Source organism: Dermacoccus sp. NHGro5 (assembly GCF_017565385.1).
GTDB lineage: Bacteria > Actinomycetota > Actinomycetes > Actinomycetales > Dermatophilaceae > Dermacoccus > Dermacoccus nishinomiyaensis.
On sequence record NZ_JAGEKQ010000031.1, the window covers coordinates 1 to 14,352 of the forward strand.

Genomic DNA, 14,352 nt, shown 5'->3' on the forward strand with positions numbered 1-14,352 from the left:
GCTCGACGACGACAGCCGCCGACGCGTTCGCCTGACGGGTGGCAGCCGCTCCCACGAGGGTTGTGGAGGTTCGTGCTCTGGGTAGCACGAACCTCCATAACCCTTCGCCGGACGCTCACCTACGGTCGAGGGCCATGGCGATCGCGCTGCGCGCGATCGCCATGGCCCTCGACCTTCGGTATTCGCTCGTCACAAACCCAGGTCACGCCCGATGATCATCTTCATGATCTCGTTCGAACCGGCCCAGATCTTGTGCACGCGAGCGTCACGCCACGCACGTGCCACGCGGTACTCGTTCATGTAGCCGTAGCCACCGTGCAACTGCACGCACTCGTCGAGCACGTCGCACTGCACCTGGGCGGCCCACCACTTCGCCTTTGCGGCGTCGACGGCCGTCAGCTTGCCCTCGGCGTGCGCGGCGACACAGTCGTCGATGTACGCCTCGGAGACCTCGATCTTCGTCACCATCTCGGCGATCTTGAAGGTGTTGTGCTGGAACGAGCCGATCGGCTGACCGAACGCCTTGCGGTCCTTGCAGTACTGGATCGTCTCGGCGAGGATCTGCTTCGCGTTCGCGATGTTCGCGATGGCGTTGCCGATGCGCTCTTGCGGCAGGTGCTTCATCATCGCGATGAAGCCGAGGTCCTGCGGGCCGAGCAGCGCGTCGGCGGGCAGGCGCACGTTGTCGAAGAACAGCTCCGACGTGTCCGACTCGACCTGGCCGACCTTGTCGAGCTTGTTGCCCTTGGTGAAGCCCTCGGTGCCGGCCTCGACGAGGAACAGCGAGATGCCCTTGGCGCCCTTGCTCGGGTCCGTGCGTGCCGCGACGACGGCGACGTCGCACTGGTGGCCGTTCGTGATGAACGTCTTCGAGCCGTTGAGGATCCAGTCGCCCGAACCGTCGTCAGCCTTGACGGCCGTCGACTTGAGGTTGGCGAGGTCCGAACCGCCCGACGGCTCCGTCATGCCGATCGACAGGATCAGCTCACCCGTCGCGACGCGCGGCAGGTACTTCTGCTTCTGCTCCTCGGTGCCGAGGCTGACGATGTACGGCGCGGTGACATCCGAGTGGATGCCGAAGCACGACGCGACGGCGGCGGTGAACTTGCTGATCTCTTCGGCGAAGATCGCGTTGAAGCGGTAGTCGTCGATGCCGGCGCCGCCGTACTCCTCCGGGATGCACAGGCCGAAGAAGCCCTGCTTGCCGGCCTCGAGCCAAATGTCACGCGCGATGACGTGATCGCGGATCATCTCCTCGGCACGCGGGGCGAGGGTGCGCTCGACGAACTCGCGGGCGGAAGCGCGGAACGCCTCGTGGTCTTCGTCGTAGATGTTGCGGGGCATGGGACGCCGCCTTTCTTAACTCATGGGTAGCTTGATCGCTCTTTGCATGGTACGCCCCGTCACAGGTACTTGTCGCCGGGCTGCGATCCTTACCTTTACGTAACCGCTGCGATGGTCTCGGCGCCGTCGCGATGCGCACCTCATCCACGGTTCGAGGAACACCGTAGGAGCTGGCCGTCAGGCGGGGGCACCAGAAAAAGTGTGGACGGGGTGAGCAGGCGCCCCATAGCGTCAATGCCATGACCCGGGACGAGACGCGAAGCGCTGACTACCTCATCGACTGGCGATCGTGGCGCGGCCCGAAGCAGTTCGGGTGGTACGAACTGTCAGCCCCGCGATGGTGGCCGCGCGGCGAGCGGGCCCGTTTCCCACTTCTCTTCGTGACGGCGCTCGCCGTCAAGACCCGGTTCGCGCTCTTCCCGCCCACGCCGGATGTCACGGAGGACGACGTCGACGAGGCAGAGCTCGAGGCCCTTCTCGACGAGATGCCCGGAACCCTGCCGATGGAACTGGCCCCGGCTGGGCAGCGTGCCGGCGCGGTGAGCGTCGGTTTCTCCGTCGATCCCGACGCCGATCTCACGCCGGCGCAGCGCCTCGTCGCAGAGCGAGGCGTCCGAGTTCGCGCGGATCACTGGAGCGACGGGTTCGCCCTTCACCCCGTCGATGTGCTGGCCTGGCAACCGTCCTTCGGCGGGTTCTCGACGGTCGACGGGCTCGTCGGGCGCGGATTCGACGCGTATGTCCGCATCCTGCACCCGATCGAGAAGCGCGACGACGACATCACGCGCCTGCGATGGAGTGCCCTGCCCGACGCCCGACTCGACGAGCCGGGCTGGCGCCCCGATCGTCGTCCTGATGGTTTGATCGACTTCGACTTCGAGAGCGAACGCGGCGTCGAGCTCGTCGAGGGGGTCATTCCGGAGCCCGAGCGCCGTGTCATCCATCAGCTGTTGCGCGACGATCTCAGGCGGCGTGCCGATGCGTCCCGCATCGTCCAGGGGATCTGGGCCGGCATCGGCGGGTTGGACGTCGAGGGCGCCACACAATGTCGCATCGACCAACCGGAGCGAGAGATCGTGCCGTTCACCGGCGCTTTCGACGAGATCGTCCTCGTCGACGACTGGCACACGGTCTCGATCGTCTACCCCGAATCCGGCGCGTGGTGCCTGGCGAACGACACCGATCTCGTGAGCACCTACCTCGCCGCCGAGGCGTCGTTGGCCCAGCGGTTCCTCGATGATCCGCGCCTCGAATGCCTCGTCGTCGGGCCCGAGAATCAGGTCGGTTGAGGAGCTACGAGTTCACGCCCCATTCAGGCGCCCGTCACGTGCGCGCCGCTGGCCGTGGGCACCCTGGCAGCTCCCCACCCCCGACGGAGAGTTGTCGTCATGTCTCGCCCCACACGTCGCGCGTTCCTCAAGGGCGCCTCCGGCTCCCTCGTCACCGCAGCGCTCGCCGCGACCAACGCCCAACTCGCGCAGGCCGCGGATCGTTCGGTCTACACCCGCGGCACGACGCTCGAGCAGGCCGCGGCCCCGGTGGCGACGAGCGGCTACACGCGTCTGACGGCCGGGCCGGGCTACCCCCTCGTCGTGCGCGCCGACCTCGCCGAGCCGCGACCTTCCCGCGACGACACCCGCACCGGCCTCGCGAGCATCGTCCAGTTCACCGACCTGCACGTCGTCGACGCGCAGAGCCCGGTGCGCTTCGAGTTCCTCAACACGGTCAACTCGAGCGCGTGCCGCCCGCAGGAGGCTCTCGGCACCCAGGGGGCGGCGCAGCTGGTCGAGCGGGTCAACGACCTCGCCAAGGGCCCGTTCACCGGGCGCCGGTTCGACTGCGTCGTCTCGACGGGTGACAACACGGACAACCACGAGCACGTCGAGCTCGAGTGGTACCTCGCAGTCATGAACGGCGGCGTCATCACCCCGAACACGGGCGCGAGCGACCGGTGGGAGGGCGCGCAGACGAGCGGCAACCCGCAGTACTACAACGTCGAGAATGCCTCCGTCCGCGACCGGTACGTCAGCGCAGGCTTCCCGGTCCTCGACGGCTTCTTCCGCCGCGCCACGGCAGCGCACCGCAGCCCGGGGCTGAACGTGCGATGGTTCTCGGTCTTCGGCAACCACGACGACTCCGTCAGCGGCGTCCTGCCGTCCGACTGGGGTGCACTGGCCGCGATGTACACCGGCGACGTGAAGTTCACCGGCTTCACCTCGGGCACGTCCGATGCGGCACTGCGACGCACCTTCGCGACCGGCAGCACGGCGATCAAGGGCGTCAGCAGCAGCACCAAGAACACCTGGCACGTCACACCCGATGAGCGCCGCAGGCCGTTCACCCCGACGGAGTACATGCGCGCGCACCTGCCGAGCGGCGGCCATGGCTTCACGGACGAGAACGTGGCGACCGGGCGCGGCTACTACACGTTCCGCATCGCCGACGGTGTCACGGGCATCTCGCTCGATTCGACGAACCGCGCCGGATTCACCGAGGGCAGCCTCGGGCACGAGCAGTTCCTGTGGTTGCAGCGTGTCCTCACCGCGGGCAGCAGCACGTACGTCGACTTCTGGGGTCGCACACAACGCCATGCCGTCGCCGACGAGATGTTCGTCATCTTCAGCCATCACACGAGCACGACGATGACGAACGTGCTGCTCGACCCGGCCACGCCCGAACTGCGGCACGCCGGGCGCGAGGTGCGCGACACGCTCATGCGCTTCCGCAACGTCGTGGCGTGGGTCAACGGGCACACGCACGAGAACCGCATCACCGCGCATCGTCACGCCGATCCGCGACGGTCGTTCTGGGAGATCAACACGGCGAGCCACGTCGACTTCCCGCAGCACGCGCGCATCATCGAGCTCTGTGACAACGCCGACGGCACGCTCAGCCTGTACACGACGCTGGTCGAGTCGGCCGCGCCGTACGCAGCGTCGACGACAGGGCAGGACCAGGCGGATCTGGCGTCGCTGTACCGCGAGCTGTCCTACAACGATCCGAACCGCTCCGCCGCCCTCATGGGCGCCGACGCCGACCGCAACACCGAACTGATCCTGCGCCACCCCTGGCGCTGACGTCGAGGATGCCGACGACGAGGCCCCGCGCCGAGCGAGTCGGTGCGGGGCCCTCGTCCATCGGGTGGTGAAGTACGCCGGTCAGCGGTAGTTCGTGAACTGCAGTGCGACGTCGAGGTCGGAACCCTTGAGCAGGGCCTGCACCTCCTGCAGGTCGTCGCGGCTCTTGCTCGTGACGCGCAGTTCGTCACCCTCGATGCGGGCCTTGACGCTCTTGGGGCCCTCGTCGCGGATGATCTTGCTGATCTTCTTCGCGTTCTCGCTCGAGATGCCCTCCTTGAGTTTCGCCTCGAGGCGGTATTCCTTGCCGGAGAGTTTCGGCGTCGGTTCGTCGTCGCCGTAGTCGAGCGTCTTGAGCGACACACCACGCTTGACGAGCTTCGTCTGCAGCACGTCGAGGACGGCGAGCGTGCGCTCCTCGGAGTTGGCCTTCATGACGATCGATTCCCCGGAGAGTTCGACCGACGCGCCGACGTTCTTGAAGTCATAGCGAGAACTGATCTCCTTCGCGGCCTGGTTGACCGCGTTGGCGACCTCCTGCTTGTCGATCTTGCTGACGATGTCGAACGAGCTGTCTGCCACGGTTTCTCCTTCGTTGAACGCGGGCGCTGCCTGCGCCTCATTATGCCGTGACGCCGATCCCGTGCCGTCGCGCCACCGTCCCGCCCGCGGTCGAGCCGACGTCCCAGCCAGCGTCATGCCTTGACGGCGATGCCGCCACGCCGCCGTCACCTCGCACACCCGCGCGTGCCCTGCCGATTCGCTCAACGGCGCGCGCTCTTGCTATGGTTTCCGAGCACGCGCGCCAGGTTGCCCGAGCGGCCAATGGGAGCGGACTGTAAATCCGTCGCGAAAGCTACGAAGGTTCGAATCCTTCACCTGGCACCACAGATGCACCGAGAGCCCTGCAGATTCGTCTGCGGGGCTCTCGTCTTGCCAGGCCCGTCTGCCGAGTGGGCGCCATGCTCACGCAGCCGGCGGCTGTCCGATCGCCTCGACGTTGCTCACGCATGACGTCGGCAGAGGGCCACCGTAGACATGCGGAAACTTCTCGCTGCCCACCGCGCCGGGGAGCGCGGGTTCGACGCGAACCTCGAGCCCCGCCGCGACGATGGCGTCCGCGTCCAACGTCAGCAGCACCAGCAGCACGTCGATGTCCGAGTAGAACCGCTCGAGCGTCGGCCGCACCTGCTCGGGGAAACTCGCGTGCAGGTAGCCGACCTGCTCGATCGTCATGCCGATCGTCGACCACACGTACTCGCCGCTCTCGAGCGCGTCCCGCCACTCCTCCGCCACCGCGATGTGCTGAATCGTTCTCATGCGCGACACGATAGACGGGCATGATGGGCACATGGCCTTTCGGGCAGATTCCACCACTCTTCCCCGCATCGGTGTCACCGGTGTGACGGGTGCCGTCGGCGGCGCCGTCGCGCGCCTCGTCTCGGCACCGGGACGCCCGGTTCGCTTTCTCCTGCGCGACGTCTCGCGCCTGCCACATCTCGGTGACGTCGACGGTGAGAGCGAGGTCGCCGTCGCCGAGTACGGAGCCCCTGACGCCGCCGCCGCGATCGAGGGCGTCGGCACCCTGTTCATGGTGTCGGCGGCCGAGAGCCCGACGCGCGTCGAGGAGCACCGCAACTTCGTCGACCAGGCCGCGAAGGCGGGCGTGCAGCACATCGTCTACACCTCGTTCCTCAATGCGGCGCCCGATTCGACGTTCACGCTCGGGCGCGACCACTTCGCGACGGAGGAGCACATCAAGGCCTCCGGCATGGCGTGGACGTTCCTGCGCGACAGCTTCTACGCCGACGTCTTCGAGCACTTCGCCGACGAGGACGGCGTCCTCCGCGGCCCGGCGGGTGACGGACGCGTCGCGCCCGTCGCCCGAGCGGACGTCGCCCGTGCCGCGCACGCGGTGCTCCTCGCACCGGGCGAGCACTCGGGCCGCACGTACGATCTCACCGGCCCGCAGGCCCTGACGCTGGACGAGATCGCCGCCATCCTCAGCGCGGGTCGCGACCGCGACTTCCGCTACGAACCCGAGACGATCGAGCAGGCGCGCGCGTCACGGCAGAAGTACGACCCGCAGCCGTTCGAGATGGACGCATGGGTGAGCACCTACACGGCGATCGCCGCGGGGGAGCTCGACGTCGTCAGCAACGACGTGCGACTGCTCACCGGGCAGAAGGCGATGACGTTCGAACAGCTCGTCGTCTCCAGCGAACCGGTGCGCTGAGCCCCGGGACGCCCCCGCGTGCGGCCAGGCACATCACCAGACGCGCGGACAGAACGCCTGACGGGCGCCTCACCAGCCAGGTGAGGCGCCCGTCAGCATTCGCGCCGCGATGCGTCGGCCCGCCGAAGCGCCCTGTAACCCGCGAGGCGTCGAACCCGTCGTCAGGCCGTCACACCCGCGCGGTCCTGACCGAGGTCGATGAGGTCGTTCTCGAGCCACGACTCGGGGATGCCGAACGCCTTCGTCAGGTCGACGGCGTGGGGACGCAGCTCGGCGCACAGTTCGTTGATGCGCGTCGTGACGGCCTTCGAACGTGACGCCGTGATGCGGCCGTGCTCGATGAACCAGCCCTTGTCCTCCTCTATCGACGCCAGTGCGTAGAGGTCGAACACCTTCGCCATGAGCTCGCGCGCCTCGCCCTCGGGCATGGCCTCGAGGCCTTCCTTGAACGCTTCGAAGATCCGCAGGTCGATGTCGGCCTTCGCCGCGGCGAGGATGTGATCCTGGGCCGCGTTGAACACGGCGAACCCGTCGCTCTTGCCCGCCTTGCGCAGCCGCATCGCGGCCGTCTCGAGCAGGTGCGACGCGCGCTCGGAGAACATCGACTCCTGCCAGCCGCGTGAGTCGAGCGCCGTCTCGTCGTTGCGCGGCGTCGCGCCGTCGATGAGGCGCTGCAGGCCGGCACGCTTCAGCGTGTTCTCGACGAGTCCCTCGACGGTCTGCGCGGTGACCTTCGCGATCGTTCCCGCGATGTCGAGATCGCCCCACTGGTCCTTGTACTCCGTCAGCAGCCCCTTCGCGACAAGCTGCATGAGGACGGTGTTGTCGCCCTCGAACGTCGCGAACACGTCGACGTCGGCGCGCATCTGCGTCAGCCCGTTGGCCGCCATGTACCCGGCGCCGCCGCACGCCTCGCGGCACGCCTGGATCGTGTCGAGCGCATGCCATGTCGTCTGCGCCTTCATGCCGGCGACCCACGCCTCGAGTTCCCGCTGAGCGTCCTCGTGGTCGGCGCCGGGCGTCTCCTTCTCCGACGACGTCGCTGCGTCCTCCAGTTCCTGCAGGCGCGCCGTCATGGCATTCTGCGTGAAGCGCAGCGCGAACGACTTCGCGAGGCGCGGCAGCAGCTTGCGCTGATGCGCGAGGTAGTCGAGGACGACGAGTTCGTCGGGCGAGCCGGGAGCGGAGAACTGACGCCGCTGGTCGCCGTAGCGGACGGCGATGGCGAGCGCCTTCTGCGCCGCCGCACCCGCGCCGCCGCCGACGCACACGCGGCCGCGCACGAGCGTGCCGAGCATCGTGAAGAAGCGCCGGTTGATGTTGTCGATCTCCGAGACGTAGGTGCCGGTCTCGTCGATGCCACCGAACTTGTCGAGCAGGTTCTCGCGGGGCACACGGACGTGGTCGAACGCGATCGTGCCGTTGTCGACGCCGGGCAGCCCGCCCTTGACGCCGTTGTCGCCGATCGTGACGCCCGGCATCGGGTTGCCGTCCTCGTCGCGGATCGGCACGACGACGACGTGGACGCCCTTGCTCGGGGTCTCCTCCTCGCCGTCGGCGACGTCACCGACGCTCGGGACGACGAGCTGCGCGAACACGGCGGCCGCCCGTCCGTCCTTGGCGGCGTTCCCGATGTACGTCTTCGTCGCGGAGACGGTGGGGGAGTGCACGACGATCTCGTCGGTCTCCACGTCGTACGTCGCGGTCGTCTCGACGGCGGCGACGTTCGAGCCGTGGCCGACCTCCGTCATCGCGAAGCAGCCCATGAGCTTGCCGCTCATGATGTCGGGCACGTACGCGGCGAGGTGCTTGTCGGTGCCGAGGCGCGAGACGGCGCCGCCGAACAGACCGAACTGGACGCCGTTCTTGATGAGCAGCGACAGGTCGCCGTAGGCCTCCATCTCGAACGCGACGCAGGACGCGCCGTAGTCGAGCGTGCCGCCGTACTGCGTCGGGAAACCGATCGAGCCGTACCCCTTGTCGGCGAGCGCGAGCACCTGACGCGTCACTCGCTCGCGCTGAGCCTCGATCGACTCGCCGGGCGTGCCACTGATGGCCTCCCACGGCAGCTCGCCGCGGATCCGCTCGCGCAGGTCGCGCCACGGCCCGTCGAGCGCGATGCGCATCTGCTCGACGACGTCGTTCGTCGCGGGCGCGGGCGAAGTGTTCTCGGTCGTGGTCTCGGGAGTCGTGCTCATGTCGTCCTCCTTGTCGGCCGCGGGCGCCGCGGTGCGGCCTGCGGGTGAGAGCTGCCTCGGAACGGATCGTGTCATCCGGCCGGGTCGAACGTCGGTGTTTCGTCGGATCGGGCAGTGTCGTCGTGGATGCTTCGCTCGTCGCGTCCGGTGTCGGCGGGGCGGTCGGGTTGGTCGACGCCGCCGGGGCCAGCAGTAGCGATGTGCGCATCGGCCGGCCCTGGCGCGTCTCGCGCCAGCGCCCCGGCGAGGCCGCCGTGGGCGAGCGCGGCGAGGTGGGCGGCGAGTTGCGCGCGACTCAATCCGCCGGGGCTCTCCAGCCACCGGTCGGCCGATTCCTTGACGAGGCCGACGACGCCCCACGCGAACGCTCGCGCTCTCCCGCGAGCTTCCTCGGTGTCGGGGCCGAAGGCCAGCAGGAGGTCGAAGAGGTTGTCGGCGATCCGTCCCGAAAGGCCGGTGACGGGATCGCCAGGACCCTCCGGCAGCGTCACGTCCGGGCGCCTCACGACGAACCGGTACACCTCGGGATCGCGTTCGACGAGGCGCAGGTAGGAGTCGATGACGGCGCCGAGCATCGCGGGCCCGGGCGTGCGTCGCGCGGACGAACCGGTGGCGCGGGCGTCGCCGTCACCATCCGACGTGGCGCTCGCGGCCACGTCGATCTCGGCGAGGATGAGCGCGTCGACCGATTCGCACACGGCGAGGTAGAGCCCCAGCCGGTCGCCGAGGTGACGGTAGATGACGGTCTTGCTCGTGCCGGCCTCGGCCGCGATCTCGTCCATCCCCACCCCGGCGCCGTGACGGCGGATGGCGCGCAGGGCGGCGTCGACGAGCTCGCGACGGCGGGCGACGCGATGGGCGGCCCAGCGCGCGTCGCGTCCGTCGGGTTGGGCGCTCGATGCTCGGGTGGTGGTGGACATGCCTGACACGGTATCGCGTACGCGCCGTACCTGCTACTGTCCGTATCGGTAAGTTTTGACGAGTGCTCACGTCCGCGCGGCCTCGTCATCGACTCGCGCACGACCCACCACGACTCAACCGGAGCGATTCATGACCACGATCCGTGACGCCTACGTCATCGGCGGCAACCGCATCCCGTTCGCCCGCTCGGGCGACGCCTACCTCAAGGCCTCCAACCAGGACATGCTGACGGCGGCCCTCGACGGCCTCGTCTCGCGCTTCTCCCTCTCGGGTGAGCGCCTCGGTGAGGTCGTCGCCGGTGCCGTCATCAAGCACTCGCGCGACTTCAACCTCACGCGCGAATCCGTCCTCGGCAGCCACCTCGCGCCGACGACGCCGGCCTACGACATCCAGCAGGCCTGCGCGACGGGTCTCGAGGCTGCGATCCTCGTGACGAACAAGATCAAGCTCGGCCAGATCGACTCGGCGATCGCCGGTGGCACGGACACGACGTCCGACGCGCCGCTCGCACTGAACGAGGGTCTGCGCAAGACGCTCATGAAGGCGAACTACGCGAAGACGACGCCGGATCGCCTCAAGGCGTTCGCCTCGATCCGCCCGAACCAGCTCGCGCCCGAGCAGCCCCGCAACTCGGAGCCGCGCACCGGCCTCGCGATGGGCGACCACATGGCCATCACGGCCAAGGAGTGGGGCATCACGCGTGAGGCCCAGGACGAGCTCGCCGCGGCGTCGCACCAGAAGATGGCCGCCGCCTACGAACGTGGCTTCTTCGACGACCTCATCACGCCGTTCCTCGGCCTCGCCAAGGACAACAACCTGCGTCCCGACAGCACGGCCGAGAAGCTCGCGAAGCTCAAGCCGGTCTTCGGCAAGGGCGAGGGCCTGACGATGACCGCCGGCAACTCGACGCCGCTGACGGATGGCGCCTCGGCCGTGCTGTTCGGCAGCGAGGCGTGGGCGAAGGAGCGCAATCTGCCGCTGCTCGCCCGTTTCGTCGACGGCGAGGCCGCCGCGGTCGACTACGTCGACGGCAAGGAGGGCCTGCTCATGGCCCCCGCGTACGCGGTGCCGCGCCTGCTCGCGCGCAACGGTCTGAGCCTGCAGGACTTCGACTTCTACGAGATCCACGAGGCGTTCGCCTCGACGGTGCTCGCCACGCTCAAGGCCTGGGAGAGCCCCGAGTTCTGCAAGGACAAGCTCGGTCTCGACGCGCCGCTCGGCTCGATCGACCGCAGCAAGCTCAACGTCAACGGAAGCTCGCTCGCCGCGGGCCACCCGTTCGCGGCCACCGGTGGCCGCATCATCGCGCAGCTCGCCAAGCAGCTGCACGAGAAGGGCTCCGGCCGCGGCCTCATCTCCGTGTGCGCCGCTGGTGGCCAGGGCGTCGTCGCGATTCTGGAGGCAGTGTGATGGCTGACGGTTACTCGAACTTCGTCAACAACGGTTTCGGCAAGAAGCTCGCCAAGCAGATCGGGCTGCCGCAGCCGCCCGTCCTGCGCCGTTACGAGGTCGGTCAGGACCTGCTCGACGGCCCCGCCGCCGTCGGCACGGTCGGTTCCGGCGTCGTCGGTTCGACGGCCGCGGCGATCCTGCGCGGCTCCGGCGCCGACGTGGTCGACGCCACCGCAGAGGCGACGTACTCCGACAAGCTCGGCGCGTTCGTCATCGACGTCACCGCGGCGACGAAGCTGACCGACCTCGAGACGTTCCGCGAGATCGCTATCCCGGCGGTCAAGGCGCTCGGCAGGTCGGCGCGCGTCATCGTCATGGCGACGACGCCGTCCGCGCTCGACGACGTCGAAGCCGCCGCGACGGCGCAGGCGTTCGAGGGCATCACGCGCTCGATCGGCAAGGAACTGCGCGCCGGCGGCTCGGCGAACCTGTTCTGGATCGACCCCGACGCCCAGGGCGACGCGGCCGTGCTCGAGGCGCCGCTGCGCTTCTTCGGCTCGAGCCGCTCGGCGTATGTGTCGGGTCAGCCGATCCGCATCCGCAAGCACGCCGTCACCGAGGTCGCCGACTGGCACCAGCCGTTCGCAGGCCAGGTCGCCGTCATCACGGGTGCGGCGCGCGGCATCGGCGCGCAGATCGCGCGCGTGTTCGCCCGCGCCGGTGCGCACGTCATCGCCGTCGACATCCCGGCCGCCGGGGACGCGCTGAGCAAGGTCGCCAACGAGATCGGCGGCACCTCGCTCGGGCTCGACATCACCTCACCCGACGCGGGCGCGAAGATCGCCGAAGCCGTCGCCCGTCACGCCGACAAGCTCGACGTCATCGTCCACAACGCGGGCATCACGCGCGACAAGCTGTTCGTCAACACCGACGAGGCGCGCTGGAACTCGGTCGTCGACGTCAACCTCGGCGCGCAGTTCCGCATCAACGAGGTGCTGCTCGACCCGGCGACGAAGGGTGGTCTCAAGGACGGCGGACGCATCGTGTCGGTCGCCTCGACCTCCGGTATCGGCGGCAACCGCGGTCAGGCGAACTACGCGGCGTCGAAGGCCGGCGTCATCGGCATGGTGCGTGAGCTCTCGGAGAAGCTGGCCAAGCGCGACATCACCGTCAACGCCGTCGCGCCCGGCTTCATCGAGACCGACATGACGTCCAAGATTCCGATGGCGACGCGCGAGGTGGGCCGCCGCCTCAACTCGATGATGCAGGGCGGCAACCCGATCGACGTCGGCGAGGCCATCGCGTTCTTCGCCGAGCCGGGCTCGGCGGGCGTCACCGGCCAGGTGCTGCGCGTGTGCGGGCAGAGCCAGATCGGAGCCTGACGTGACGCGCACGATCGAGCTGAAGGGCGAGCCGAAGCTCGGCCCCATGTTCGCGAAAGCCGTCGTCACCGGGTCGAAGCGCAAGGGGCGGACGCTGCCCGACCTCGAGGTCGTGCGACGCGACGTGACGCCGAGCGTCGCGGACGTCGCCGACTACGACGCGGTCTGCGGGTTCGCGCTGAGCAACCGGGTGCCGAGCACGTACCTGCACGTGCTCGTCTTCCCGCTGCAGGTCGCGCTCATGTCGGATCCGGGCTTCCCGTTCGCCCTCATGGGTTCGGTGCACCTCGAGAACACGATCCGTCAGCACCGTCCGGTGCTGTTGGGCGAGACGCTGGAGCTGCGCGCGCGGGTCGAGAACCTACGCCCGCACTTCCGTGGTGCGCAGGCCGACCTCGTCGGTGAGGCGTACGTCGACGGCGAACTCGTGTGGGAGGACCGCTCGTCGTACCTCTTTCGCGGCGCGAAGGTCGACGGAGAGGTGCCGCCGAAGGTCGACGAGCCGGACGCCATCGACGGTTTCGGTGCAACGTGGCGCCTCGCCGGCGACCTCGGACGCCGATACGCGAAGGTGTCGGGCGACGTCAACCCGATCCACATGAACCCGCTCGCCGCGAAGGCGCTCGGCTTCCCGACGACGATCGTGCACGGCATGTGGAGCAAGGCCCGCATGCTCGGCGCGCTCGAGAACAGGTTGCCCGACGCCTACGAGGTGAACGTTGCGTTCAAGAAGCCGGTGCTCATCCCGTCGACGGCGCGTTTCATCGCGCAGTCCGCGGGCAGGCCGGGGTCGTTCGACCTCGCGCTGCGCAACGCCAAGAAGGGCACGGAGCACGCTCGGGGCACGATCCGTCCGCTGTGAGGCACACCCCCTGAGACGCGGGATCCCGACGGTATGACGTGCCGTCGGGATCCCGCGTCTCGTGCGTGGCACGTCTCGGCGCCGGGACGGTGGCGACGATCCGACCCCGACTTCGTGGGGCGATCCGCGGCGGCACCGCGGCGGCACCGCGTCCGGCGCCGTGGTCTCGTCGATTTCGTGTTCGTTCGGGCGCCGTGTAAGGTGTTGCTCGCGCCTGAAACGCGCTGAGCAGCTGAAACAGCCTCGGCGGCAGTGGCGTGAGGCCCCTATAGCTCAGTCGGCAGAGCGTCTCCATGGTAAGGAGAAGGTCAACGGTTCGATTCCGTTTGGGGGCTCGCGTGAGCGCCGGAGACGGCGATCATGGCATGGCGGGGTAGCTCAGCTGGTTAGAGCGCACGACTCATAATCGTGAGGTCGCGGGATCGAGTCCCGCTCCCGCTACCAAGTTTTTCCGGACAGTCTGTCTCGCGACAGTTTTCGACTTTTTTGAGAGTAGGTGTAGGACATGGCCTCGAAGAGCGCTGACGTTCGCCCGAAGATCACGATGGCTTGCACCGAGTGCAAGGAGCGCAACTACGTCACCAAGAAGAACCGTCGGAACAACCCCGACCGTCTCGAGCTGGCGAAGTACTGCAAGCGCTGCACGAAGCACACGGCTCACCGCGAGACCCGCTGATCTCGTCTGAACCACACGTCACGGCCGTCACCCCTCGAGGGTGACGGCCGTTTCGCAACCCCGCCCCATCTGCGATTCCCGCCCCATCGGCGAATCCTGTCCACCGGAAGCTGTCAACCTGATTGGAGTCACGTGGGGTTGAGTTGGGTGATTTCGGGTGTTGTGGCGGCGATGGGGCGCCGGCCTCGGTAGCGTTCGGGGTTCGCGGCGTACTGCGCATCCAGGACGGCTTGGCGTTCGGTGTGGACATCGACCCAGGTGCCG

At 68.4% G+C, this 14,352-nt stretch carries 12 protein-coding genes and 3 tRNA genes; 10 read left to right on the top strand and 5 right to left on the bottom strand.

Annotated features, from left to right (window positions below):
• Nucleotides 1-189: 189 nt before the first annotated feature.
• Nucleotides 190-1,344 carry an acyl-CoA dehydrogenase family protein gene (locus J4Z35_RS11875; RefSeq protein WP_006946057.1) on the bottom strand — a complete coding sequence of 385 codons (1,155 nt, stop codon included), beginning with the start codon at nt 1,342-1,344 and terminating at the stop codon, nt 190-192.
• A gap of 239 nt (nt 1,345-1,583) precedes the next feature.
• On the opposite strand from J4Z35_RS11875, the gene J4Z35_RS11880 reads away from it, so the two are divergent.
• Together J4Z35_RS11880 and J4Z35_RS11885 are read left to right on the top strand one after the other, a co-directional pair.
• A complete protein-coding gene (locus J4Z35_RS11880; protein WP_208065587.1) occupies nt 1,584-2,633 on the top strand; it encodes a hypothetical protein in 1,050 nt (349 codons plus the stop codon).
• 99 nt (nt 2,634-2,732) lie between these two features.
• Nucleotides 2,733-4,421: a TIGR03767 family metallophosphoesterase gene (locus J4Z35_RS11885; RefSeq protein WP_208065588.1), complete on the top strand. Its 1,689-nt coding sequence runs from the start codon at nt 2,733-2,735 to the stop codon at nt 4,419-4,421.
• Between the two features lie 81 nt (nt 4,422-4,502).
• On the opposite strand, the gene J4Z35_RS11890 is transcribed toward J4Z35_RS11885, so the two are convergent.
• Nucleotides 4,503-5,003 carry a YajQ family cyclic di-GMP-binding protein gene (locus J4Z35_RS11890; protein WP_062258586.1) on the bottom strand — a complete coding sequence of 167 codons (501 nt, stop codon included), beginning with the start codon at nt 5,001-5,003 and terminating at the stop codon, nt 4,503-4,505.
• 222 nt (nt 5,004-5,225) lie between these two features.
• Between J4Z35_RS11890 and J4Z35_RS11895 the strand changes: the two genes are divergently transcribed.
• Nucleotides 5,226-5,309 (top strand) — tRNA-Tyr (locus tag J4Z35_RS11895).
• A gap of 78 nt (nt 5,310-5,387) precedes the next feature.
• Here J4Z35_RS11895 and J4Z35_RS11900 read toward each other — a convergent pair.
• Complete coding sequence (locus J4Z35_RS11900; protein WP_131940612.1) at nt 5,388-5,741, bottom strand: DUF952 domain-containing protein; 354 nt, start codon at nt 5,739-5,741, stop codon at nt 5,388-5,390.
• Between the two features lie 31 nt (nt 5,742-5,772).
• Between J4Z35_RS11900 and J4Z35_RS11905 the strand changes: the two genes are divergently transcribed.
• Nucleotides 5,773-6,657, top strand: a complete 885-nt coding sequence (locus tag J4Z35_RS11905; protein ID WP_208065589.1) for an SDR family oxidoreductase — start codon at nt 5,773-5,775, stop codon at nt 6,655-6,657.
• Between the two features lie 161 nt (nt 6,658-6,818).
• On the opposite strand, the gene J4Z35_RS11910 is transcribed toward J4Z35_RS11905, so the two are convergent.
• Nucleotides 6,819-8,855, bottom strand: coding sequence for an acyl-CoA dehydrogenase (locus J4Z35_RS11910; protein WP_062258663.1), 2,037 nt, complete (start codon nt 8,853-8,855; stop codon nt 6,819-6,821).
• Between the two features lie 71 nt (nt 8,856-8,926).
• The gene (locus tag J4Z35_RS11915) at nt 8,927-9,775 is read right to left on the bottom strand and encodes a TetR/AcrR family transcriptional regulator (protein ID WP_144707939.1); all 849 of its coding nucleotides are present in this window, start codon (nt 9,773-9,775) and stop codon (nt 8,927-8,929) included.
• Between the two features lie 130 nt (nt 9,776-9,905).
• Here J4Z35_RS11915 and J4Z35_RS11920 point away from each other — a divergent pair, with 130 nt between their 5' ends.
• The 6 genes from J4Z35_RS11920 (at nt 9,906) to rpmG (ending at nt 14,088) form a co-directional block, all read left to right on the top strand.
• Nucleotides 9,906-11,186, top strand: coding sequence for an acetyl-CoA C-acetyltransferase (locus tag J4Z35_RS11920; RefSeq protein WP_208065590.1), 1,281 nt, complete (start codon nt 9,906-9,908; stop codon nt 11,184-11,186).
• Nucleotides 11,186-12,550 carry a 3-oxoacyl-ACP reductase gene (locus J4Z35_RS11925; protein WP_186316779.1) on the top strand — a complete coding sequence of 455 codons (1,365 nt, stop codon included), beginning with the start codon at nt 11,186-11,188 and terminating at the stop codon, nt 12,548-12,550. Before J4Z35_RS11920 ends, J4Z35_RS11925 begins: the two co-directional genes overlap by 1 nt.
• Before the next feature lies 1 nt (nt 12,551).
• Nucleotides 12,552-13,412 (top strand): MaoC/PaaZ C-terminal domain-containing protein, encoded by an 861-nt coding sequence (locus J4Z35_RS14750; protein ID WP_200829275.1) that lies wholly within the window; start codon nt 12,552-12,554, stop codon nt 13,410-13,412.
• Nucleotides 13,413-13,674: 262 nt separating this feature from the next.
• Nucleotides 13,675-13,747, top strand: a tRNA-Thr gene (locus tag J4Z35_RS11935).
• Nucleotides 13,748-13,779: 32 nt separating this feature from the next.
• Nucleotides 13,780-13,856 (top strand) — tRNA-Met (locus J4Z35_RS11940).
• Between the two features lie 61 nt (nt 13,857-13,917).
• On the top strand, nt 13,918-14,088 hold the full coding sequence (rpmG, locus tag J4Z35_RS11945) for a 50S ribosomal protein L33 (RefSeq protein ID WP_006946127.1): 171 nt from the start codon (nt 13,918-13,920) through the stop codon (nt 14,086-14,088).
• Nucleotides 14,089-14,352 lie beyond the last annotated feature (264 nt).

What these genes read in the sequence shown, in the direction of transcription:
- J4Z35_RS11920 (WP_208065590.1), top strand. Translation starts at nt 9,906, where the DNA reads ATGACCACGATCCGTGACGCCTACGTCATCGGCGGCAACCGCATCCCG.
- J4Z35_RS11910 (WP_062258663.1), bottom strand. Translation starts at nt 8,855, where the DNA reads ATGAGCACGACTCCCGAGACCACGACCGAGAACACTTCGCCCGCGCCC.
- J4Z35_RS11925 (WP_186316779.1), top strand. Translation starts at nt 11,186, where the DNA reads ATGGCTGACGGTTACTCGAACTTCGTCAACAACGGTTTCGGCAAGAAG.
- rpmG (WP_006946127.1), top strand. Translation starts at nt 13,918, where the DNA reads ATGGCCTCGAAGAGCGCTGACGTTCGCCCGAAGATCACGATGGCTTGC.
- J4Z35_RS11915 (WP_144707939.1), bottom strand. Translation starts at nt 9,775, where the DNA reads ATGTCCACCACCACCCGAGCATCGAGCGCCCAACCCGACGGACGCGAC.
- J4Z35_RS11875 (WP_006946057.1), bottom strand. Translation starts at nt 1,344, where the DNA reads ATGCCCCGCAACATCTACGACGAAGACCACGAGGCGTTCCGCGCTTCC.
- J4Z35_RS11905 (WP_208065589.1), top strand. Translation starts at nt 5,773, where the DNA reads ATGGCCTTTCGGGCAGATTCCACCACTCTTCCCCGCATCGGTGTCACC.
- J4Z35_RS11900 (WP_131940612.1), bottom strand. Translation starts at nt 5,741, where the DNA reads ATGAGAACGATTCAGCACATCGCGGTGGCGGAGGAGTGGCGGGACGCG.
- J4Z35_RS11885 (WP_208065588.1), top strand. Translation starts at nt 2,733, where the DNA reads ATGTCTCGCCCCACACGTCGCGCGTTCCTCAAGGGCGCCTCCGGCTCC.
- J4Z35_RS11880 (WP_208065587.1), top strand. Translation starts at nt 1,584, where the DNA reads ATGACCCGGGACGAGACGCGAAGCGCTGACTACCTCATCGACTGGCGA.